Consider the following 21210-nt stretch of genomic DNA (forward strand, 5'->3'; position numbering starts at 1 on the left):
AGCCTGAGTGGCGCATGCCTCGAGATGCAGAATGACGCGTCGGTTTGCCCTGAGGTGCGCCTTGTGGTACAGAATGACGCGTCGGTTTGCCCTGAGGCATGAGCGTACGGCAGTGAAGCTGGTACGGCATTCTTTCAGCCGGAAAGGTTGTAGGAAAACCGGCAGGGTTTTGGACGCGGGAGGCCGGGTATGCAGCGACCGCAGAGACACTACAGCGCGTAAGGCGCGCGTCAGCTCGCTATGTTTGACAGCCCCACCGACTATGCTACACTCTGCGAAGTTACGCTATTCATAATCATGAATGTGGAGAACCTGGTATGCGCAACCTCCTTGTCACCGGCGGCGCCGGCTTTATTGGCAGCAATTTCGTGCACTATATGCTCGAGAAGTACGACGACTACCGGGTGGTGGTGTTCGACAAGCTCACCTACGCCGGGCGGCTCGAGAACCTTGAGCGCGTGCGCGAGAACCCGCGCTTCGCGTTTGTGCGCGGCGATATCTGCGACATCGCGGCGGTGCGCGCGGCCCTGCGCGCCCACGATATCGACACGATCGTCAACTTCGCCGCCGAGACGCACGTCGATCGCTCGATCATGGCACCCGACGCGGTGGTGACGACGAATGTCAATGGCACGTGGGCGCTGCTCGAGGCCGCGCGCGAGCATAAGCTTGAGCGCTTTCACCAGATCAGCACCGACGAAGTGTACGGCGCGATCCCGGCGCCGGCGCGCTCGAAGGAGGGCGACCCACTCGAGCCGCGCAGCCCGTACTCGGCCAGCAAGGCCGGCGCCGAGCACCTGGTGTACGCCTACTACATCACCTATGGCCTGCCCGTCACCACTACGCGCGGCTCGAATAATATCGGGCCGTACCACTACCCCGAGAAGGCGCTGCCGCTGTTCATCACCAACGCGATCGACGATACCCCGCTGCCGCTGTATGGCGACGGCATGCAGATGCGCGACTACCAGTATGTCGAAGATCACTGCGAGGGCATCGACACGGTGCTGCACAAGGGCGCGCTCGGCGAGTTCTATAATGTCGGCACCGGCGTCGAGACGCACAATATCGACATGGCCCGCAAGCTGCTCGGCCTGCTGGGCAAGCCGCAGAGCCTGATCACGTTCGTGCCCGACCGCGCCGGCCACGACCGGCGCTACGCGCTGGATACGGCCAAGCTGCAGGCGCTGGGCTGGCGCAGCCGCCACACTTTCGACCAGGCGCTCGAGGCGACGGTGCGCTGGTTTGTGGCGAACGAGGCCTGGTGGCGGCCGATCAAGAGCGGCGAGTACCTCGACTACTACCGCAAGCAGTACGTCGAGCGGAGCTAGCGCGCCAGGGAGCGAGCCAGGCGCTGCCGAGCGATATGCAGCCGGCCTGCTTGTCTCTTCACCGTTAGGAGTTACGCATGTGCGTTCTTTGGCCTCCTCACGGTGCGAGATTAAGAATGCGGCAGCACGGTACTTGTTGATATTCTGTGTGCGGTTTTTCCGCATGGAGCAGGGAAAAACTGCACACGATACCGAGAAGAGCACCGCACAGAGCGCGGAACAGTCGCACACCGATACAGATGCGTAAGCTCTAACGTTATATGGCCGACGACTCGCCAACTATTCGCCTTACGGTCGACCCCGCCGACGACGGGCGGCCGCTGCGCGAGCTGGTGGCGGCGGCGCTGGCCGGCACGCTCGACGCGGCCCGGCTGATCGACCGCGGCGGCCTGTGGATCGACGGCGCGCGCACGCGCGAGGCCGACGTGCCGGCGCGGGCCGGGATGATGCTGGCGATCCACCGGCCGCTGAGCGGCGCCTACGCTGAGGTTGCCATCACCGCCGAGCAGATCCTGTACGAAGATAGCGACCTGCTGGTGCTCAACAAGCCGCCGGGCACGTATGTAGACATGACGCCGTGGGACGCCGAGGGCAACCTCCACGCGGCGCTGCGCGCGTTTCTGCTGGCGCGCGACGGCGCGGCCCTGCCGACGCACCTGGCGCACCGGCTCGACCGCGACACCACCGGCGTGCTGCTGGCGTCGAAGAACCCGGCGATGAACCCGGCAATCCAGCGCGCGTTTGTGGGCGGCCTGGTGCATAAGGAGTACCTGGCGCTGTGCGCAGGCGCGCCGCCCGACGAGTTCGAGATCCTCAGCGGCCACGGCCGCAGCGCCCACGGCCTGTTTCGGGTGTACCCGGCCGACGAGATCGGCCGCGTGCTGCCGAATGGCTCGCGCGTGAAGTCAATGCGCACGCGCTTCCGCGTCGAGCGGCGCCTGGAAGACGCCACGCTGCTGCGCGCCTTCCCGCTCACCGGCCGCACCCACCAGATCCGCCTGCACCTGGCGCACCTGGGCTTCCCGATCGTTGGCGACGCGCGCTACGGCGGCCTGGCGGCCTGGGATGGCGCGCCCGTGCCGTTTCACCGGCTGCACGCCGAGCGCATGGCGCTACCACACCCGGCCGGCGGCCGGCTGCTCGAGCTGCTCGCGCCGCTGCCCGACTGGGCGCGCGGCGCCTGAGCGCGCAGCGCGCTGAGTGGCCAGGCGTGCGGAGGCGGGTCTAGGCCGTGGGCTGGAGCACATAGCCTACGCCTGCCACCGTCACCACGTACTCGGGCTCGGCGGGGTTCTGCTCGATCTTCTGGCGCAGCCGGTGCACGAGCTGCTTGAGCAGCTGCTTGTCGCCGAGGCCGCGGTAGCCCCACACGTGGCTGGCGAGGCGGTCGGCGGCGATCGGGTGGCCGGCGTTGGCCAGCAGGTACTGCAGCAGCCGGAACTCCAGGCTGGTGAGGCGCACCGGCGAGCCGCGCACACTCACCGACTGGCGCTCGACATCGAGCGTCAGGTCGCCGGCGCTCAGCGGCGCGGGGCGGTCGATATCGGCGCGGCGCAGCAGCGCGCGCACCCGCGCCAGCAGCGTGCGCGGGCTGAACGGCTTGGTGAGGTAGTCGTCGGCGCCGCCGTCGAGGCCGTGCACCTGGTCTTCCTCGCTGTTGCGCACCGTCAGCATCATGATCGGCGTGGCGGCCTCGGCGCGGATGCGCCGGCACACCTCGAAGCCGCTCAGCGTCGGCAGGTTCACGTCGAGGATCACCAGGTCGGGCTGCTCGCGCGCAAAGTCTGCCAGCGCCGCGCCGCCGTCGGCGCTCTCGATCACCAGGTAGCCGGCCTGGCGCAGCGCAAAGGCGATCAGCCCCAGCAGCTCGAGGTCGTCGTCTACCACCAGTATTTTCATTGCTGCTCCTAGCGTGTACTGCTGATTTGTTTTTTGTGTACGGTTGCGGCGAGGCCGCGCGGGGCGGCTAACCGGCTGCGATCGGCAGCGTCACGCGTACGCGCGTGCCCTGGCCGCTGCTCTCGGCCGCGACGGCGCCGCCGTGGCGCTCGACGATCGACTGGACAATCCACAGGCCCAGGCCCACGCCGTTTTGCTCGGGCTCGTCGCCGTGCGAGCGCACAAACCGGCCAAACAGCGCGCCGGCGGCCGAGGCCGGCATGCCCGGCCCCTGGTCGGCCACCCACAGCGTCACATCGCGCGGGCCAACCGCGCCGCCAACCGCGATCGACGAGCCATCGGGCGCGAACTTGTTGGCGTTGGCCAGCAGGTTCACGAACACCTGCGTTAGCAGCGGCGCGTCGCCCTCGATTGGCGGCAGCGGGAACGGCAGCTCGATGCTGGCGTGCTGGCCGCGCTGCACCAGCAGCGGGCGCGTCAGCTCGAGCGCGTCTTCGATCACTTCGTCGAGCGCGACCGGCCGGCGGCGGATGGCGAAGTGGCCGGACTCGATCCGCGCGCTCTCGAGCAGGTTATCGATCAGCTGGGTGAGCCGCAGCGTGCCGCGCTGCAGCGACAGCACCAGCTGGCCGATCTGCTCGGTGCTCAGGGTTGGCAGCTGGTCGAGCAGCAGCTCGATCGAGGCGAGCTGGGCCGAGAGCGGCGTGCGGAACTCGTGCGAAATATTGGCCAGCACCGCGTCGCGCAGGCGCCGCACCATCTCGCGCTCGGTCTCGTCGCGCAGCACCTGCACCTGCTGGTCGGCGGCGAATGGCGCGCTGGTGATCACGACCGTGCGCCGGCGGCCGTCGGGCAGCAGCACGTGCTCGGTAGCCTGCGCGCCGTCGCGGAAGCGCGCGTGAATGATCGGGCAGTGCTCGGCGCACGGCCGCGTGCCGTCGGGCATGCGCGGGTTGAGCACGTCGCCGCAGAAGCGGCCGACTATGTCGCCCGGCGCGCGCCCCAGCAGCGCGGCGGCCTGCGGGTTGACAAACCTGATCGCGCGCTCGCGGTCGACGCTGAATACGCCTTCGATGATCCCGGTGATGATCGCCTGCGACTCGGATTGGCGCCGGTGCAGGTCGGCCGTCAGGCGCAGCAGCTGCCAGCGCATCTCTTCGAGCGTGCTGGCGAGCGTGCCGATCTCGCCGCCGGGGGCGACCGCGATTGGCGTGGCCAGGTCGCCGCGCCCGATCCGCGCCGCCGCGCCGGTGAGTGTTTCGAGCGGTTTGGCCAGCCGCCGGCCGAGCAAAAAGCTCGTGAGCCCGGCCAGCACTGCCACGCCAAGCGCGATCAGCAGCAGGTTGCGGCTGAGCTGGCCGAGCGACTGCTCGACGCTGGTGGTGGGCAGGCTGGCCACAATCGTGCCGGCCGGCGCGCCGTCGGACGCGGCCAGCGGCACGCGCGCCTGGAACAGCCCCAGGTCGTCGTTGCGCGTGGCCGTGATGTCGGCGCCGGCGCTTGGGTCGGCGATCGTGATGGTGACGCCCAGGTCGTCGCCCAGCGCCTGGGCAAACGCGGCGTCGAGCGGCTGCACGACCAGCACGTGCGCGCCGGCCATGCCGGCAACATCGGCGCGCGCCACCAGTATGGGCGGGTCGGCCGCGCCGGCGCGGAAAAAGAACGGGTTTGCCGCGCCCAGGCGCGCCGCGATCGTATCCCAGGGCACGCCAGCGTCGCTCGCGGCGAGCAGCCGGTCGTCGCGCAGCAGCGCGCAGCCGCCCTGCCCGCTGGTGCGGCCAAACTGCGCCAGAAAGCGCCCAAGCTCGGCGTTGTCGCCGGCGTTGAGCAGGCGCAGCAGCGTCGGGCGCTCGGCCAGCAGCTGGGCATTTGTCAGCGCGCCCGCGCCGGCGCGGGCGATCTCCTGGCGCGCGGTCGTGCCGGCCTGCGCAACCCGCGCGAGCGCCTGCGTGTCGGCGAGCTGCTCGAGCAGCCGCCCGGCCGCCAGCGCCACGCCGGTTACCGCCAGCAGCAGCACGCCGACGTTGATGATTACCAGCACAGTGCTGAGGCGCAGTCGGTTCATAGGCAGCGTACACGCAGCGGAGCAGTGAGCAGTGAGCAATGGGCACTATAGCATAATCCAGCCGCGTCATTCCAGCCGTGCTTTTCGCCTGCGGCAGCACGGTACTTGACTTGATTGTCTTCTGTGTCCATTTCCGCGCTGCGCGCGGAAATGGACACGTCCAGAAGAAAAAGTACCGCTGTGGATGATCGCTCTGTTAGCGCTCTTTGCCGCGCAGCAGATCCGAGCCGAGCACCAGCGCCAGCGAGATCGCGCCGAGCAGCAGGGCGGCGCTGTAGGCCCCGATATACTGGCGGTCGTCGAGCGCGCGAAAGATGTAGAGCGTGGCGGTCTCGGTGCGGCCCTGCACGCCGCCGCCGATCACCAGCACCGCGCCAAACTCGCCCAGCGCGCGCGCGAACGTGAGCGTGATGCCATAGATAAAGCCCCAGCGCAGCGCCGGGAACGTGACATGCCAGAACGTCTGCCAGCCGCTGGCGCCGATCGTCGCGGCGGCCTGCTCTTGCTCGGTGCCAAATGCCGCGAGCACGGGCATAAGCTCGCGCACCATGAACGGCAGCGTCACGAACAGCGTCGCCAGGATCATGCCGGGCAGCGCGAACGCCACCGGGATGCCCAGCGCGCTCACCAGCGGCGCCAGCGCGCCCCGGCGGCCGAACAGCAGGATGAGCATGTAGCCGGCCACCACCGGCGAGACGGCGAACGGCAGGTCGATCAGGCCGTTCAGCACCCGCCGCCCGCGAAAGCGGTGCCGCACCAGCACCCAGGCCACGGCGGTGCCGCAGGCGCCATGCACCAGCACGACGATCAGGCTGATCAGCAGCGTGCGCCCGAACGCCGAGATCACCGCCGGCTCGGCGAGCGCCGCCGCAGCCGGCCCCAGCCCGCCGGCCAGCGCGCCGGCCAGCAGCGCGCCAAGCGGCACCACGATCAGCACGCCGACATACACCACCACAATGCCGATCAGCAGCCACTTCAGCCAGGCGCGACGCGGCCGCGCGAGCGGAAGAGCGGGAGGCGCGGGCGCCGTCTTTGCGGCTGCGTCTGCGTCTCCGCGAGCGCCGGCACGATCATGCATCATGGGGTTGCCTTTGCAGGTAATCGACCAGCAGCACCAGGCCGAAGGCGATCAGCAGCATCACCACCGACATTGCGGTAGCGGCGCGCTGGTTCTCGGATTCGATCTCGCCGAACACGTACACCGCCGCCGTCTGGCTGCGCAGCGGGATGTTGCCGGCCACCACCACGATCGCGCCGAACTCGCCGATCGCGCGCGCGAAGCTCAGCAGCGCGCCGGTGGCGATCGGCATGGCCAGCGCCGGCAGCACCACCCGGCGGAAGATCGTCAGCGTGCCGGCGCCGATTGTCGCGGCGGCCTCCTCCTGGTCGCGCTCAAGCGCCGCCAGCACCGGCTCGACCGCGCGCGTCACGAATGGGAACGTGACGAACAGCAGCGCGAGGATGATGCCGGGCGGCGCAAAGATGATCTGCAAGCCCAGGTTCTGGCCGAGCCAGGCGCCCAGCGCGCGCTGCGGGCCGTACAGCACCACCAGCATGACGCCGGCCACCAGCGTCGGGATGGCGAACGGCAGGTCGATCAGCGCGCTCAGCAGCGCGCGGCCGGGGAAGCGGTAGCGCACCAGCACGTAGGCGGTGAGCGTGCCCATCACGGCGTTGATCACCGCCATCACTGCGGCCGTCCACAGGCTGAGCCACAGCGCGCTGCGCGCCACCGGCTGCGTCAGCACGCCCAGCAGGCTGCCCACGCCGCCGCGCAGGCCATCCTGCACAATGATCGCCAGCGGGATGATCAGCAGCACCGCCAGGTAGGTGAGCGCGGTGGCGCGCGCGGCCAGGGCGCTGCGCGATGCGGGTGCGGGCCGGCCGCGCACGGTACGTTCGGTCATGGCATCTCTTTCCAGCTGGCGCTACTGCTGCACCTCGGCGATCGCCTTGGTATACACGCCACTGTCGCCGAAGTACGTGGGCGTGGCCTCTTTCCAGCCGTTGAAATACTCGATTGTAAACAGGTCGGGCACGCTTGGGAACTGCGCGGCTGTGGCCTTGGCCACCTCGGCGTCGACCGAGCGCAGCCCATACTGGGCGAAGATCGTCTGGGCCTCTTTGCTGAGCAGGAACTGCACGAACGCCTCGGCGGCCTTGCGCGTGCCGTGCTTGTCGGCGTAGGTATCGACAACCGCCAGCGGGTTTTCGATCAGGATGGTCGATTGCGGGATCACCAGCTCGTAGGTCTGGCCATTCATGCGGCCAACCGCCACCTCGTTCTCGTAGGTGATCGCCACGTCGCCGACGCCCTGCTCGAAGTTGGTAATGCTTTCGCGCGCGCCCTTGTCCATCACGGTCACGTTTTTCAGCACCGCCTTGAGGAACGCGGTCGCGGCGGCGTCGTCGTCTTTCGGCACGCCGGCCACCGCGCCGCGCTTGGCGGCGCCGTACAGCGCCAGAATATTCCACTGCGCGCCGCCGCTGGTTTTGGGGTTGGGCGTGAGGATCTGCAGGCCGGGCTTGGCCAGGTCGGCCCAGTCGTGGATGCCCTTGGGGTTGCCCTGGCGCACCGCGAAGGCCACCACCGAGTCGCTGACCATGCCCTTGTACGGGCCGCTCTTCCAGTCGTGGGTGATCAGGCCGGCCTTGGCGATCCGGTCGATGTCGGCCTCGAGCGAGAGCGCGGCGATGTCGGCCTCGAAGCCCTCGACAATCGCACGCGACTGCGCGCCCGAGCCCTGGTACGATTCCTGGAACGTCAGATCCTGGCCGGTCTGCTGCTTCCACTGCTGCTTGAACACCGGGATGAGCTTGGCGTACGCCTCGCGCGGGGTGGTGTAGGCGCCGAGTATCAGCGTGGTGCCGCCGCTGGCGCCCGCGCTCGCCGGGGCGGCGGTTGGCGCGGCCGCCTGGGGCGTGGCGCCGCCGCATGCCGCCAGCACGAGCATCAGGGCGAGCGCGGGCGCGGCCAGGCGAAGCGGCGAACTCAGACGTGTTGATCTCATCGGTTTATCTCCTGCATATCGATCGATTGGCGGCTGACGATATGCCAGCGCCGGCGGGCGACGCTTGCCGAGCGCACCAGCAGCACCGGCCGCGCAGTCATCGCGCTTAAGATCTCGCCGACGACGCCGGCCAGCACCGCACGGCCGTCGTCGCGCGGCGGCGGCGCGCCCAGCACCAGCATGTCGTAGCCGCCCGCGGCCATCTCGGCGGCGATCTGCTCGATCACCGCGCCCTGGCGCAGCACGCTGTGCGCCGGCACGCCCAGCAGGGCCAGCGTGCGCACGCCTGCGGCGATGAAGCGCTCGGCGCGCTCGTGCTCGGCCGGGGCGGCGGCAGCCCGCAGCACCGAGAGCACGCCGGCCGCCGCGCCGAAGTGGCGCAGCAGCCGCCCGGCGAACAGCACGTCGTCTTTGCCGGGCTCGCCGGCCGCTACGCAGATCAGCACGCGCTCGGGCAGCGTCTGCGCGTCTGGCACCAGCAGCAGGTGCTGGTCGCCGCGCTGGAGCAGCTGGGCGGCCAGGTCGAGGTCGCCGGCCTGGTGGCTGCTCAGTACCGCCAGGTCGTAGCTCTGGCGCTCGACCTCGGCCAGCGCGGCGGGGATGGCTGGAAGATCGGCCTGGCGGGTTTCGAGCGCGGGCAGGCCGCTGCCCAGGCTTTCGCGGATCTGCTGCATCTGCTGGCCGAAGGCCGGGCTGTTTTCGCGGCTGTAGCCCAGTATCGTCGTGCGGGCGTGCGCCAGGCGCGCCAGCTGGGCGCCAAGCTCGAGCGCCGGCTGGGTGGCGGGCGTGCCGTCGGTGAGCAGCAGCATGCGCAGGCCGGGGTGCGCCAGCGCGTGCATACGCCGCACCCCCACCCACACGCGCGCACCCGGCGCCAGCGGAAAGCCGCGCGCCTGGTCTTGCGAGCGCGTGGCTTCGAGCAGCACCGCGTCGCTGCCATACGGCACCTCGGGCGCGATCGGGCGCACGCCGGCGATCGGCGGCAGGCGCAGGCGCAGGCGCTCGAACGAACCGGCAAAGGTGATCTGTTCGACCTCGGCCGCGCCCAGCGTTGGGCCGGCCAGCTCTTCGGCGCTGGGCGCGAGCGCGATATCCTCGGGCCGGAATAGCACCTGCACACGGCGGTCGCCGTTGCCGGGCCGCGCGGCCGTGCTGAGCGGAAAGTGCAGCGTGCCGACCAGCACGCCGTCGTCGGTGCAGCGGCCCACCAGCAGGTTGGCGGTGCCGAGAAACGTGGCCACGAACTCGGTCTGCGGGTGCTGGTACAGCTCTTCGGGCGGGCCGACCTCGAGCAGCCGCCCGACGTTCATTACGCCCAGGCGGTCGCCAAGCTCGAACGCCTCCTCCTGATCGTGGGTGACAAAGATCGTGGTGGTGCCGATCTCGCGCTGGATGCGCCGCAGGTTGCGCCGCAGCTCGACGCGGATCTTGGCGTCGAGCGCGCCGAACGGCTCGTCGAGCAGCAGCACCTCGGGGGCGTAGGCCAGCGCGCGCGCCAGCGCCACGCGCTGCTGCTGCCCGCCCGAGAGCTGGCGCGGCATGCGCGCGCCCAGGCCGGCCAGCCCCACCAGCTCGAGCAGCTCGTCGCGGCGGCGGCGGCGCTCGGCCGGCGCGATCTTGCGGATCTTCAGGCCGAACTCGACATTCTCGGCCACCGACATATGCCGGAACAGCGCGTAGTTCTGGAACACAAAGCCCACGCCGCGCTCTTGCGGCTGCAGGCGCGTCACGTCGCGCCCGCGCAGCACCACGCGCCCATGGTCGATCGACGAGAGCCCGGCGATCATGCGCAGGATCGTGCTTTTGCCGCTGCCGCTCGGGCCAAGCAGCACGAAGAACTCGCCGTCGGCGATCTCGAGCGAGACACTATGCACAACCGGGTGGCCGTCGTAGCGCTTGCTGAGCTGTTCGAGCAGTATCGACATACATACCTCTCGGCTGTAGCTGGTTAGGCGGCGGTTCCAAATTGGTGACAAAACGGTGACATGCGCGCGACATGCGGGCCGGGCTGCTGCTTCAAAGGCGCGAACGCGCTCGGGCGCGGCCGGTTTGCCTTCGGCAGGGCCGCACGTTTTCGCTGTGCTGCCGCGTCTGGCGCCCTGCGCCACCGTCGCGGCACGAGAGGTGGTACGAACGATGCCGCCGCAGGCGGAAGCCGCCCGCGACGCCTGCGACCGCGTACGCCGTGTGGTGTGAAATGCATTGCTGCTGGGACAGGCGCCCTCGCTACACTCAGCATAGCGGTGCCTGGTTTGAAAAACGGTAGTGCCAGGGTAACAGTTAGGCGGGTACAACAAAGCCGGGCCGCGTTGGCAGCCCGGCTATCGCACTCCTAACTGACACGAGTTCCATGGTCGGGGTTCGGGGGCGGCAATGCCGCCCCCAAAAACTTCTTTGGCTGGTCGTGGCCACCGCCGTGGCCGCGACCAGCCAAAGAAGAGTGATATTGGAGGGCTTGCGCCCTCCAAACCTCCCACGCGGGAGGACACCACGTAGCTCGTGTAAATGAGTCATACGGCGGCTGGCTAGCCGCGCGGCACCAGCGCCTGGGCGCGCGGCAGCGCCGTAGCGACGCGCGCCAGCGTGCTGCGCTCGATCGTGTCGTCGTAGACGCGCAGAATGTCGTTGGCTACCGCCGCCCAGCCGAAGCGCTGGGCGCGCTGCCGCGCCGCCTGGCCCATCGTGGCGCGCAGGCTGTCGTCGCTCAGCAGGCGCTCGAGCTGCGCCGCCAGCGCCACGTGATCGTTCGGCGGGGCGTGCAGGCCGCTCGTGCCGTGCTCGACGATATATGCCGGGCCGCCGGCACTGGTGGCCACCACCGGGCGGCCGCAGGCCAGCCCCTCGAGCGCGGCCATGCCGAACGACTCGTAGTGCGATGGCATGGTCACAATATCGGCGGCGGCATAGAACAGCGGCAGCTGCTCTTGGTCGCGCGCGCCGGCGAAGTGGATGGCCTGGCGCACGCCCAGCTCGGTGCGCAGCGCGTCGAGCCGGCGCTGCTCGGTGTTCCACTGCGCCGGCGCGCCCTCGGCGCCGCCGCCCACCACCACCGCGCCGAGCTGGTCGCGCCACTCGGGGCGGCGATCGCGCAGCAGCGCAATCGCGCGGATCAGCGAGTCGATGCCCTTGAGCGGCTCGATCCGGCCGACCAGCAGCACCAGGCGGTGCGGCGCGGCCGGCAGCCCCAGCTCGGCGCGCGCCGCCGCCATATCGCGCGGCTGGAAGTGCCGCAGGTCGACGCCGCACGGCACCACGCGGATGCGCTCGGCGTCGGCCGCGTAGCTCGCGATGATCTGCTGGCGGTCGAGCGGCGTGGCCGCGACGATCGTATCCATCGCGGCGATCTGGCCGCGCTCGATCGCCACGCGCTGGGCGGTTTCGCGCTCCTCGGCGCCGCGCGCGATCGTATTCTTCACCGCGCCGAGCGTATGGAACATATGCACCACCGGCACGCCCCAGCTGCGGCGCAGCGCCAGCGCGGCCTCGCCCGAGAGCCAGTAGTGGCTGTGGATCAGGTCGTAGGTCAGGTCTTCGCCGTCGGCGAAGCAGCGCGCCCGGCTCACAAACTCGGGCAGGTAGGTCAGCACCCAGTTTTTGTCGTAGGGCGCGCTTGGGCCGGTGTGCAGGTTGATCACGCGCACGTTCCTGCCAAGGTCGACGACGGTAGGCGCGGATGGGTCCTGGCTGCGCGTGAACATATCCACGGCGATACCGCGACGCCCCAGCTCGCGGCTCAGCTCGCGGACATATACATTCATCCCGCCGGCCTCCTTGCCGCCCAGCGCGGCAATCGGGCTGCTGTGAATGCTCAACATCGCGATTCGCATGGTTCTCCTGATTGTCATAAGCCGCAATTTGCCAGGCGGCCCTTGCGGGCCGCCGGTGGCGCAGCGCTGCATCATTCGGGTATGTTGGAATAGTCTCGGCCGCCGCGCTGGCGTTACATATTCGCCCGGTCGCGGCGTGTGGCCTCGCGCCATTCTGGCACGGGCGCTACGCGGGGCCTGGCGGGCAGTGCCCTGCCGGTGCCGCCCCCGTGGTGTCCGGCAGCAACTGCTCGGAGCCCTTGGGCCTGATCGCGTACGCCGTACCTATTATACGAGATCTTAGCCGAGATAGTTTTCAGCTGGTTTACGGCACATCGTACTTGCGAAACAGGTCGTCGAGCGCCTCGCGCAGCAGCGGCGACTCTTTGCGGCCCAGGCGCTCGGCCAGCAGCTTCAGCCGGCGCACGCTCGAGGCCGCGTAGTAGCACGATTTCATCACCATTTCTTCGTTCGGCGGCAGGCTCACCTGGTTGCGCCCGGATTCTTTGGCGCTTGCCAGCGCCGCGTCGGCCGCCTGCACCAGCCCGCGCGTGTCTTTGGCGTCGCGCGGGAACTGCGCCACGCCAATTGTGATCGCCAGCTTGCGGCCGTCGGCCAGCGCGAAGCGCTCGTTGCCGTACACCAGCTGGCGCAGGCCCTCCATCCGCAAAAATGCCTGCTCGAGCGAGTGCGCCGGCAGCACCAGCGCGAACTCGTCGCCCGAGAAGTGGTATGCCTGGCCGGGCTGCTGCGCGCTGAGGATGCCCGCCAGCGTGCGGAGCACCGCGTCGCCGGTGCTCTGGCCGAAATCCAAGTTGACCTCGCTGAACGAGTCGATGTCAAGCAAGGCAAGTGCCACCGGGTTGCCCGCCTCGATCTGCTGCTTCAGCGCCTGGTTGAGCGCGTTGCGGTTCGGGAGGTCGCTGAGCGTGTCGGCCTGAGTTGTCATAATGTTCTCCCTTGTGTGTGGTTTTCCCGTGCACTGCGCGCGGTCTTCCCGCACGGTACACGAGGGTCGTGCCGCTCTGCGGAGGCTGAGCCAGCCGGCTGCGTGAGTTATATATAACGATATACTATATATCATATACTAAATAAAGAGTCAATATGTCGAGCTCATAGTCCCTAAAGCCTAGGGCCGGGGGGCGCAAACAAGCCCCTTCCCGGCACTGCCGGAAAGGGGCTTGGGCGATCGGGCTTCTCGTTGGCCGCGCTAGCTGCCGGGCGCGCCCCACTGCGGCGTGCCGGCGCCGCGGATGCCCAGCTGCACCGGCGCGCCCTCGGCGGGAGTCCATATCAGCGTGTTGCCGCTGCTGCCGCCCGGCTCGGGCTTTTGCGTCACCGCGCCGCTGCCGTCGCGCGCCCACAGCGACCACAGCACCGCGTCGATGTCGAGCGCCTCGGCGCGCACGGTGCTGGCCTTGCCGCTCTGGGTGTCGAGCCGCTGCATGTGGTAGGCGATCGGCTGGCTCGCGTCGGCGGTGACGCCGACAAACGCGTACAGCTGATCGTTCACCGCGATCGGGTTGAATACGTCGGCCTGGTTTGTGCCCTCCGAGGCGATCAAGATCCCCGGCTCGCCGCCGGCCGATGGCATGCGCCACAGCGCCGGCGCGCCGCCGGTCATGCCGTAGCTCGCGCAGTAGACCTGGCCGCCGTCGGCGCTCCAGGCTGCGCTGTAGCAGCTGTGCGGGTCGCCGCCAGGGCGCACCAGCTCGGTCAGCGCGCCGTCGCCGCCGGCTACCGCCATGCCCACCACGCCAATGTCGCCGCCCGGCGCGTCGGGGCCGTTGTCGGGCGCGGTCATCAGCAGCAGCCGCTGGCCATCGGGCGACCAGGCGATCGGCGTGCGCAGCTGGCCGGGCTTCGAGCCATCCTTGGCGCGCGCCAGGTTGGCCACCAGCAGCTTGGGCGCGCCGCCTTGGGCCTCGGCGCTATACACGCCGGCGCCCTGCGGGCCGTCGCCCCAGCTAAACGCGTAGCGCCGGCCGTCGGGCGACCACACCGGCTGCGATACCTGGCCCGTGAGCAGCTCGGCGCGCGCGCCGCCGTGCGCGTCGGCGCGCACCAGCTTGTTCGGCACAGGCTGGCCGACGACGTAGAGCAGCGTGCTGTCGGCCGGCGACACCGCGAAGCCGCTGATCGGCGCGTCCTCGTTCGTCACCTGGGCCGAAGTTTTGCCGTCGGCCTCCAGCCGCACGATCTGCTGCTGGCTGTTCAGAACGTACAGCGGCGCGGGCAGCACGCCGGCCGCTGGCGCGGCGGTGGGTTCGGCGGTTGGCGCTGCGGCGGCAGTAGGCTCAGGCGCCGGCGCGGCGGTGGGTTCGGCAGTTGGCGCTGCGGCCGTGGGCGCGGCCGTGGCCGCCGGGGCAGCGGTAGGCGCCACAGCGCTTGGCGCGCCGCAGCCGGCCAGCACCCCGGCGATAAGCAGTGCGGCGAGCAGGCGCCCGCGCGATATGAGTGTTGGTAGCGTAGGCATACTTCCCTTTCCTGTGGATCAGCCGGCGTCGCGGAATCGACTGGCTGCCAATCTGCGAGGTTGCGCTTCACCGATACAGACGAAACAGCCGCGCGGAAGGTTCCTGCGCATCGGCGCAAAACAAAACGGCCGGCTCGTAGTCCGGCCATCGCGCGTCGGTTGGCGTTCGGTATGCCCTACGGCTCTGGGGCGCCGGCTGCCTCGCGCCTGCCTGCACGCAAAAGCATCGAGAGTACCGCGCTGCCATAGGCGGCCATTGTAAAACGATAATAATATATTGACAAACGATAAACGCTCTGGTAGGATACGAGCATCTACCACAGGGTGAGGTGCGCTCTATGAAACGAAGCTCGACGCTCTTTCTTCAGCTCGTTATTATCCTCATCGGCATTGCTGCTGTTGCGCTCATGCTCTGGGAACCGCAGATCGAGGGCAGGAACGCCCACGCCACCACCTTCCAGGTATACTTCAACGATCCTTTCCTGGCGTACGCATATATCGCGTCTATTCCATTTTTTGTGGCGCTCTACCACGCATTCAAGGTGCTGGGGTACGCCGCACAAAATAAGGTATTCTCGCAGCCGGCCGTGAAGGCGCTGCGAACGATCAAATATTGCGCGATATCGATTATTGGTTTTGTTGTGGTAGGAGAGCTATTCATCGTGCTCGGCAGTAGCGATGACCGGGCCGGTGGAGTTTTCATAGGCATCCTGATCACCTTCGGCTCGATCGTGATTGCCACTGCGGCGGCGCTGTTTGAGCAGATTTTGCAGAACGCCGTGGATATAAAATCCGAGAATGATTTAACGGTGTAGCCGATGCTTCAAGCCAGCGCTCCAGCGTACTGCCGCCAAGGCCCAGCGCCGGCGCCAGGCCGAAACGCCGGAAATAGCAGCTAACGAGAGCACTATGGCAATTATTATTAACATCGATGTCATGCTGGCGAAGCGGAAAATGAGCGTCACCGAGCTTGCCGAGAAGGTCGGCATCACGATGGCGAATCTTTCGATACTCAAAAATGGGAAAGCACGAGCCATTCGTCTATCGACGTTGGACGCGATCTGCAGCGCTCTAGAGTGTCAGCCGGGGGACATTCTGGAATATAAGCAATAGCGCGCCTGCAGCCCGGGAGGCTGGACGGTGACGCCAACGGCCGAGGTGCGCGTGTTCACACAGCTCAACCGCGCGCCGCTGACAGCCGCGGCCGGCGAAACAATCACGCTCGGCGCCGGCGATCTGTTTCACATCGACAGCTACCCGAACACCGCGCCGTTTCGTGTGGAGCTGTGCCCGCCTTCTGTTGTGGTGTGATTATAATTGCGATGTGCCTATGTACTCGTTGATATACTACTGTGCATCTAATTCTACTCTATTTTACTAATTCTAAAAATCATAGGGGTGTTTTGTTACTGGACAATTACTTTAATCGTAATTTATTGGTTCTATTATTGAGGTGTCTATAAATAAATCTCGGTCAATAATATTTGTTTTGGACATATCTATGACGCTCCTTAAAGTGCTTAGAAGATAGGCGGTGAAGAAGGTGCTTATCATTAACATGAATTTATCTTTTATTCCTTCACCTGTAAATAGGAAGAAAATGGCACTGAGAAAACTTGAAATTAAAAACGTAAAATACAGTGTTGTAAAGACGGTGATAATACGATGATTTTGCCTCTTATGCTCTATTTGTGTATATTCATCTGACCATTTGTTTATTTTATCCCTAGCTAAGTTTTTTGATACAACCTCAGATATTTTTATGATATCCTCAATAGAAAGTCCTTTTAAGGATGAGCTGTTTTTATCCGAATTTAGTGATGAAATTGCATAATTAAGTTGAAGAATTTTTTCTTCTATTTCTGTTATTTCAATTCGAATGGCTGGATCGGATTCTATGCCTTGTATTGCTAGTCGCTTTTTAAGTTCAAATAATCTCGTATTATGAAGAGTTATTAATTTCTCAAGTCTACTAATATCAAGCATTGCGAAATGCTCCTAATTATGGAATTAGTAAGCAATTATGATTATAATCACGATTCATTGATGCAAATAGGATACTCTGAAATATTTCATTTAATGTTGAGTTTTATTGTTATATTGAGTAATTTGTTTGTTAAATCGCGGGATATATTCGGGTGTTTTTAATGGTTTTTACTCGTTCGCATTATTTATGAATAAAACGATTTTGTTAATCATTGAGTCGAGGTTGTATATATCTAATCGAGCAGGTTGATCTATGATGTTTCGGGCTACCTTTATTTGTCAATTTTATATTTCTTTTCATTCGATATACATATTCTTTTGCCTTCAAATGTAAATATTTCAAAACAACATAGCTGTAACAAATGTTGTTTTGAACCCTAAAAACGACCCTCTCAGAGCTACGAAAACCGGGTTGTATGAAGCAATTGTTTTACAGATCTGGTCGATTACAGCTATGCCTGTACTGTAAGAAATAATCTTGTGGTGCGATAATCTTGACACTTTTAGATCATCTTGATGATGAGATAGTCACGCTGGGCGCCGATGATCTGTTCCGCATTGATAGCTACCCGAACACCGAGTCCTTTGAGTTGAGACGAGTTTGCAGTTACAATATAGTTTTCGAAAATGGTATAGCAGGTTCGCGTAGCTTCAATTCTTTTAGGAGAGATAGAAAAAAGGCGTCTTCCTCGTGAGATACCTTTTCTGGTTCAAGAATTCGTTTGCCAAATGATTGTTTAGAGTCAAATTTGATGAACAAAGCACCTTCTAATAGACCCTGATTCCATAAAGGAGCTTTTCGAATTGCAATTCTCTTAATCGCCTTTTCGAAGAAAGCCGACCAGTAAAGGCCATCTTCTCGTCGAATAGTATCGACTTGTGAGTCGAAAAGAAGGATATAGCCGGTGACGATCTCGGGTGACATTTGCTGAACGTTTGCAGTTTCGCCCATTAAATCATCGATTCGATTTGGAACCGTACCACCAGGATTAGCCCATATGGATTTTAAAGATATTATTAGTCGGTCTTTTCCTGAAAAGTTATAAGCTACATCCCAAGCTTTCTTTCTTGCAAGACCAGCAATTAGAAGTTCTCCACCTGTACCACCACGAACTCCTGGTAATCCATACTCTTGTAGTTTTTCTTTTGCGTAATCCGCTAAAGGTGCTAATCTAGTAGCATCACGTTGCCGCTTAAGAATAATCAGATCGATAGCGTTTTCGAGATTCATAGAATTGCCTATTGTTTGTTAAATAATTCTAGAGTGGCATCCGTAGCTCCAAATGGACGTTGCTTTAAAATCTCCTGTTGGAGTTTTGAGCGTGCTATTTCTAAGTATGCAGGCTCAATTTCGTTACCCATAGAATTACGACCATTGCGTAAAGCAGCAATTGCTGTAGAACCCACTCCTAAAAACGGATCTAGGATAGTATCACCTGCAAAAGAGAACATTTTAATGAGGCGCTCGGCAAGCTCAACAGGATAAGGTGCAGGATGTCCATATCGTGTAGATGCTCCCGGTATATCTTGCCAAATAGAGCGTAGCCAATTTTGCATTTCTTCCTTGTTGAGCATGGACAAGGCTTTCTGCAAAGGGCTAGCAGATCGGTAAGCACCACCTTTGCGTAAAAAAAGAATATATTCTATGTCATTCTTTACAATAGCGCCCGGTTGGTATGGCTTACCATAAAATCCAGCTCCGTTTCCTTCAGCCTCTGTGGAACCATTCGCAATTTTATGCCACAATATAGGTGTAAGACAATCGAGCCCAAGACTTCGTGCTCGAACTTGAATATCAGCGTGTAAAGGTAAGACGAAGTGTCTTCCGCCTTTACGCCGAGGTACACATACATCACCAACTACGCAACATATACGACCACCTGGTACAAGAATTCGTGTACAATGCCTCCATACCTTGTCTAATTCCACCAAGAATTGTTCGTAATCTTGTACATCGCCGAGTTGACCTTCGCGGCCTTCTTTATACTGTTTCAATGTCCAATAAGGTGGAGATGTGACAATTAAATGAACTGATTCATCTGCTATCCAATCAAGAGATCGCGCATCTCCAAGATGAATTTGGTGATGAGTTGCGTTATAAGGACTAGGCCAAGGCTGTGTCCTAAATCTTGAGTTAGCCGAGAGTAACAACTGTAAACCCTCAGGTGTGTTGTCCTCTGCTGGTAACTTAAAAGTTTCAGTTTTCACGTCAATATGGCCGTTGTAATTTGGCTTTTTTCCTAGCTTTTTAGCTACTGTCATGATTACCGCCTCATTATCTTGAGCGATTCTTTCCTGTTTCCTAGATATATGTAATCATATTATACAATTTGTTTGGTACACTGAACAGGTAGAACTGCACTGTAAAAATAACTCTGCTCAGACCAAAGCGCGGAATGCATTTGCACCTGGTGGCGCCGGCGGCGCGATTTTCGCTTACACTGTCATCCCGTGTGTATTCGTGCCTACACATCGGAGGGTGACATGGAGCAAGCGATCCAAGAGTTTCTAGCCGATCTGCAGCTCGCTGGCCGTGCGGACTGGACAATCAAAAAGCACCGCCAAGAGCTAGCACGGCTACAACGCTGGGTCAGCGCGCAAACGCTCGACTGGCAAAAGCTGACAACACCGCAGCTGCGCCAGTATGCGCGTTTGAAAGCCGATCGAGGCCATAGCGCCCGATCGAACATGTTTTGTTCTCTGCGCACGTTCTTTCGCTGGGCCGTTGAATCCGGCTATGTTTCCCTCTCTCCGGCGGCATGTTTCAAAACACCCAAAAAGCCGGAGCCGTTACCACGTGCATTAAGTCTTGAGCAAGTGAAAAGGGTCATCGCGTTTTTACAAGCCCGAGAGAGCCGAGGCACGCGCCGCGATGAAGCCCTTATTTTGACTGGGCTGTATGCAGGCCTGCGCGCCTGCGAGCTGGCCAACCTGCGTTGGTCGGCTGTTGACCTGGCTGGCCTGGTGATCAACATCCGGCTTTCCAAGATGGGCAAAGGTCGATCCGTGCCAATGCATAGCGCCCTGGCCGATGTGCTATCGGCCTGGCGCGAGCTGCAGGCGCTCGACGACAACGCGCCGGTGTTCTCGCTGGATGGGAAGCCGCTGCGCCCAGCCCGGCCGGGTAAGATTGTGGCCCGGATCTCGGCCAAATGCGGCGTGCAGTTCACAACCCACATGCTACGGCACACATTTGCAACGTGGACGCTGCGAAAATCAGGCAATCTGTACGCTGTGTCAAAGTCACTCGGCCACTCCCAGGTACGCCAAACCGAGATCTATGTATCAGCGGCAGTCGAGGACTTGCGCGAGGCAGTTGAGCAGCTGCCCGACATCCACGACTGGTAAACACGGAAAACATCCCGCCTGGCTCGCTGAACGGGCCGCTGTTGGGGCTGCTGGTGGAAAGTAGGGTAGGAATAGCGGCCCGACTCGCAAAAGCCCTCCTAGCGCGTCAAGTGGTTGACATACTTACAGGCGCACGGTATATTAAGCAGCGTAATCTAAGCAATCCCTTTGAACCAAAGGAGGTGAGCCCTAATTGTCCGAGTGGATGAGCACCGCTGACATTGCGAAAGAGCGTAATGTAAAACGCCCGACCGTAACCAGCTGGTGCCGGAAGGGGTGGCTACCGGCTGAAAGGGTAGGCCGGGATTATCGGGTACGACGTTCGGATTGGGAGTCATTTCTCCAACGCGGGTTGCGACCCGCAAAAAAAGCTAACGGCCCGGCCGCTAGTGCTGCCAGGCCGTCAACCGGTGCTGTTCTGCTGCCGTGAGAAGTCACAGAACAGCGTGTTGGGTTTTCCTTTTTCAGGATGGTCGGGGCGAGTGGATTCGAACCACCGACCTCAGCGACCCGAACGCTGCGCTCTACCAGGCTGAGCCACGCCCCGATTAAACCTACGCGATGCTAAAGGACAGGCGAATGGTGCCGAAGGTGGGAGTCGAACCCACACGAGGTCGCCCTCAACGGTTTTTGAGACCGTCGCGTCTGCCATTCCGCCACTTCGGCGTCGCGGGGCATATTATAGCCGAGAGCCGCGCTAAAGTCAAACTCATTCGGCCGCTGTTCAGGGCTCGTGCAACGTCTGTCGACCCCTCTCCCTACCCGCTCCCCTGCGCGCGGGAGAGGGGGGGAAGGGGGGTGAGGGCCGACTCTGCACGCACCCCGGCGGTGGTACGCTTCGTGCATAGGCAGGGTATGCCCGTATCGCGCGGGCGCTGATCGCCGAAGCCGGCCCGTGGTGCGACGCGCCGCCGGCCCACACGAGGAGCTAAAGTAATGTTTCCAAAAAATCGATCGAGCGCGCTCATGGCGCTGCTAGCGGCCGGCGGCCTGTACGCCTGGCGCAACCGCGATAAGATCCAGGGCTGGCTCAGCCAGCAGAATATCCCCGGCCGCCTGGCCGACAGCGGCCTCTCCACCGGCACGAGCTACCCCGCCACCGGCGCGACGCGCCGCATCGACGACACCACCGCCGCCGACAACACCAGCTACGAGCAGCCGTACGGCTCGGGGATCTAGGCGCCGTTCAAAAACACCGGAACCGGCCCGCAACACTGCGCGGCTGGCGGTCGTCTCAGCGGGCAGAGCTACTCTGCCCGCTGTTGTTTGAGCAGGAGCTACGCACGTG

General features: G+C 63.3%; 20 protein-coding genes and 2 tRNA genes. 8 read left to right on the forward strand and 14 right to left on the reverse strand.

Annotation, left to right across the window (positions count from 1 at the left end):
- Positions 1–317: 317 nt before the first annotated feature.
- Together rfbB and U0177_RS20410 are read left to right on the forward strand one after the other, a co-directional pair.
- Positions 318–1331, forward strand: a complete 1014-nt coding sequence (gene rfbB, locus U0177_RS20405) for a dTDP-glucose 4,6-dehydratase (protein ID WP_409572511.1) — start codon at positions 318–320, stop codon at positions 1329–1331.
- A 260-nt stretch (positions 1332–1591) separates the two neighbouring features.
- Positions 1592–2515: an RluA family pseudouridine synthase gene (locus U0177_RS20410; RefSeq protein WP_409572512.1), complete on the forward strand. Its 924-nt coding sequence runs from the start codon at positions 1592–1594 to the stop codon at positions 2513–2515.
- Positions 2516–2555: 40 nt separating this feature from the next.
- Here U0177_RS20410 and U0177_RS20415 read toward each other — a convergent pair whose 3' ends face one another.
- The 9 genes from U0177_RS20415 to U0177_RS20455 all read right to left on the reverse strand — a co-directional run bounded on the left by U0177_RS20415 (position 2556) and on the right by U0177_RS20455 (position 14588).
- Complete coding sequence (locus U0177_RS20415) at positions 2556–3230, reverse strand: response regulator (protein WP_409572513.1); 675 nt, start codon at positions 3228–3230, stop codon at positions 2556–2558.
- A gap of 67 nt (positions 3231–3297) precedes the next feature.
- Complete coding sequence (locus U0177_RS20420; RefSeq protein WP_409572514.1) at positions 3298–5295, reverse strand: ATP-binding protein; 1998 nt, start codon at positions 5293–5295, stop codon at positions 3298–3300.
- Positions 5296–5491: 196 nt separating this feature from the next.
- Complete coding sequence (locus tag U0177_RS20425; RefSeq protein WP_409572515.1) at positions 5492–6376, reverse strand: sulfate ABC transporter permease subunit; 885 nt, start codon at positions 6374–6376, stop codon at positions 5492–5494.
- Entirely contained in the window at positions 6366–7202 is an 837-nt protein-coding gene (gene cysT / locus U0177_RS20430; protein WP_409572516.1) for a sulfate ABC transporter permease subunit CysT, read from the reverse strand. The genes U0177_RS20425 and cysT overlap by 11 nt, the downstream gene beginning before the upstream one ends.
- Before the next feature lie 21 nt (positions 7203–7223).
- Complete coding sequence (locus tag U0177_RS20435; RefSeq protein ID WP_409572517.1) at positions 7224–8306, reverse strand: sulfate ABC transporter substrate-binding protein; 1083 nt, start codon at positions 8304–8306, stop codon at positions 7224–7226.
- Positions 8303–10231, reverse strand: coding sequence for an ATP-binding cassette domain-containing protein (locus tag U0177_RS20440; protein WP_409572518.1), 1929 nt, complete (start codon positions 10229–10231; stop codon positions 8303–8305). The genes U0177_RS20435 and U0177_RS20440 overlap by 4 nt, the downstream gene beginning before the upstream one ends.
- 600 nt (positions 10232–10831) lie before the next feature.
- Positions 10832–12133: a glycosyltransferase gene (locus U0177_RS20445; protein ID WP_409572519.1), complete on the reverse strand. Its 1302-nt coding sequence runs from the start codon at positions 12131–12133 to the stop codon at positions 10832–10834.
- Positions 12134–12437: 304 nt separating this feature from the next.
- A complete protein-coding gene (locus tag U0177_RS20450) occupies positions 12438–13061 on the reverse strand; it encodes a diguanylate cyclase domain-containing protein (RefSeq protein ID WP_409572520.1) in 624 nt (207 codons plus the stop codon).
- A 261-nt stretch (positions 13062–13322) separates the two neighbouring features.
- The gene (locus U0177_RS20455; RefSeq protein WP_409572521.1) at positions 13323–14588 is read right to left on the reverse strand and encodes a TolB family protein; all 1266 of its coding nucleotides are present in this window, start codon (positions 14586–14588) and stop codon (positions 13323–13325) included.
- A gap of 338 nt (positions 14589–14926) precedes the next feature.
- On the opposite strand from U0177_RS20455, the gene U0177_RS20460 reads away from it, so the two are divergent.
- The 3 genes from U0177_RS20460 (at position 14927) to U0177_RS20470 (ending at position 15899) form a co-directional block, all read left to right on the forward strand.
- Positions 14927–15403, forward strand: a complete 477-nt coding sequence (locus U0177_RS20460; protein ID WP_409572522.1) for a DUF2975 domain-containing protein — start codon at positions 14927–14929, stop codon at positions 15401–15403.
- A 94-nt stretch (positions 15404–15497) separates the two neighbouring features.
- On the forward strand, positions 15498–15701 hold the full coding sequence (locus U0177_RS20465; protein WP_409572523.1) for a helix-turn-helix domain-containing protein: 204 nt from the start codon (positions 15498–15500) through the stop codon (positions 15699–15701).
- Between the two features lie 27 nt (positions 15702–15728).
- Entirely contained in the window at positions 15729–15899 is a 171-nt protein-coding gene (locus U0177_RS20470; protein ID WP_409572524.1) for a hypothetical protein, read from the forward strand.
- A 111-nt stretch (positions 15900–16010) separates the two neighbouring features.
- Here the strand turns inward: U0177_RS20470 and U0177_RS20475 are convergent, their stop codons facing one another.
- The 3 genes from U0177_RS20475 to U0177_RS20485 form a co-directional block, all read right to left on the reverse strand.
- The gene (locus U0177_RS20475; protein WP_409572525.1) at positions 16011–16574 is read right to left on the reverse strand and encodes a hypothetical protein; all 564 of its coding nucleotides are present in this window, start codon (positions 16572–16574) and stop codon (positions 16011–16013) included.
- A 607-nt stretch (positions 16575–17181) separates the two neighbouring features.
- The gene (locus U0177_RS20480) at positions 17182–17805 is read right to left on the reverse strand and encodes a hypothetical protein (RefSeq protein WP_409572526.1); all 624 of its coding nucleotides are present in this window, start codon (positions 17803–17805) and stop codon (positions 17182–17184) included.
- 8 nt (positions 17806–17813) lie between these two features.
- Positions 17814–18836 carry a DNA-methyltransferase gene (locus U0177_RS20485; protein WP_409572527.1) on the reverse strand — a complete coding sequence of 341 codons (1023 nt, stop codon included), beginning with the start codon at positions 18834–18836 and terminating at the stop codon, positions 17814–17816.
- A 222-nt stretch (positions 18837–19058) separates the two neighbouring features.
- Here U0177_RS20485 and U0177_RS20490 point away from each other — a divergent pair, with 222 nt between their 5' ends.
- Positions 19059–19922: a tyrosine-type recombinase/integrase gene (locus U0177_RS20490; RefSeq protein WP_409572528.1), complete on the forward strand. Its 864-nt coding sequence runs from the start codon at positions 19059–19061 to the stop codon at positions 19920–19922.
- A gap of 205 nt (positions 19923–20127) precedes the next feature.
- Positions 20128–20352, forward strand: coding sequence for a helix-turn-helix domain-containing protein (locus U0177_RS20495; RefSeq protein ID WP_409572557.1), 225 nt, complete (start codon positions 20128–20130; stop codon positions 20350–20352).
- Positions 20353–20392: 40 nt separating this feature from the next.
- Here the strand turns inward: U0177_RS20495 and U0177_RS20500 are convergent.
- Positions 20393–20469, reverse strand: a tRNA-Pro gene (locus tag U0177_RS20500).
- Positions 20470–20502: 33 nt separating this feature from the next.
- Positions 20503–20588: transfer RNA gene (locus U0177_RS20505), tRNA-Leu, on the reverse strand.
- 270 nt (positions 20589–20858) lie between these two features.
- Between U0177_RS20505 and U0177_RS20510 the strand changes: the two genes are divergently transcribed.
- On the forward strand, positions 20859–21101 hold the full coding sequence (locus U0177_RS20510; protein ID WP_409572529.1) for a hypothetical protein: 243 nt from the start codon (positions 20859–20861) through the stop codon (positions 21099–21101).
- Positions 21102–21210 lie beyond the last annotated feature (109 nt).

The sequence above is a fragment of the Kouleothrix sp. genome, assembly GCF_046328425.1.
GTDB lineage: Bacteria > Chloroflexota > Chloroflexia > Chloroflexales > Roseiflexaceae > Kouleothrix.

Coding starts and splice junctions, on each gene's coding strand:
- rfbB (WP_409572511.1), top strand. CDS start 318: ATGCGCAACCTCCTTGTCACCGGCGGCGCCGGCTTTATTGGCAGCAAT.
- U0177_RS20410 (WP_409572512.1), top strand. CDS start 1,592: ATGGCCGACGACTCGCCAACTATTCGCCTTACGGTCGACCCCGCCGAC.
- U0177_RS20415 (WP_409572513.1), bottom strand. CDS start 3,230: ATGAAAATACTGGTGGTAGACGACGACCTCGAGCTGCTGGGGCTGATC.
- U0177_RS20420 (WP_409572514.1), bottom strand. CDS start 5,295: ATGAACCGACTGCGCCTCAGCACTGTGCTGGTAATCATCAACGTCGGC.
- U0177_RS20425 (WP_409572515.1), bottom strand. CDS start 6,376: ATGATGCATGATCGTGCCGGCGCTCGCGGAGACGCAGACGCAGCCGCA.
- cysT (WP_409572516.1), bottom strand. CDS start 7,202: ATGACCGAACGTACCGTGCGCGGCCGGCCCGCACCCGCATCGCGCAGC.
- U0177_RS20435 (WP_409572517.1), bottom strand. CDS start 8,306: ATGAGATCAACACGTCTGAGTTCGCCGCTTCGCCTGGCCGCGCCCGCG.
- U0177_RS20440 (WP_409572518.1), bottom strand. CDS start 10,231: ATGTCGATACTGCTCGAACAGCTCAGCAAGCGCTACGACGGCCACCCG.
- U0177_RS20445 (WP_409572519.1), bottom strand. CDS start 12,133: ATGCGAATCGCGATGTTGAGCATTCACAGCAGCCCGATTGCCGCGCTG.
- U0177_RS20450 (WP_409572520.1), bottom strand. CDS start 13,061: ATGACAACTCAGGCCGACACGCTCAGCGACCTCCCGAACCGCAACGCG.
- U0177_RS20455 (WP_409572521.1), bottom strand. CDS start 14,588: ATGCCTACGCTACCAACACTCATATCGCGCGGGCGCCTGCTCGCCGCA.
- U0177_RS20460 (WP_409572522.1), top strand. CDS start 14,927: ATGAAACGAAGCTCGACGCTCTTTCTTCAGCTCGTTATTATCCTCATC.
- U0177_RS20465 (WP_409572523.1), top strand. CDS start 15,498: ATGGCAATTATTATTAACATCGATGTCATGCTGGCGAAGCGGAAAATG.
- U0177_RS20475 (WP_409572525.1), bottom strand. CDS start 16,574: ATGCTTGATATTAGTAGACTTGAGAAATTAATAACTCTTCATAATACG.
- U0177_RS20480 (WP_409572526.1), bottom strand. CDS start 17,805: ATGAATCTCGAAAACGCTATCGATCTGATTATTCTTAAGCGGCAACGT.
- U0177_RS20485 (WP_409572527.1), bottom strand. CDS start 18,836: ATGACAGTAGCTAAAAAGCTAGGAAAAAAGCCAAATTACAACGGCCAT.
- U0177_RS20490 (WP_409572528.1), top strand. CDS start 19,059: ATGGAGCAAGCGATCCAAGAGTTTCTAGCCGATCTGCAGCTCGCTGGC.
- U0177_RS20495 (WP_409572557.1), top strand. CDS start 20,128: ATGAGCACCGCTGACATTGCGAAAGAGCGTAATGTAAAACGCCCGACC.
- U0177_RS20510 (WP_409572529.1), top strand. CDS start 20,859: ATGTTTCCAAAAAATCGATCGAGCGCGCTCATGGCGCTGCTAGCGGCC.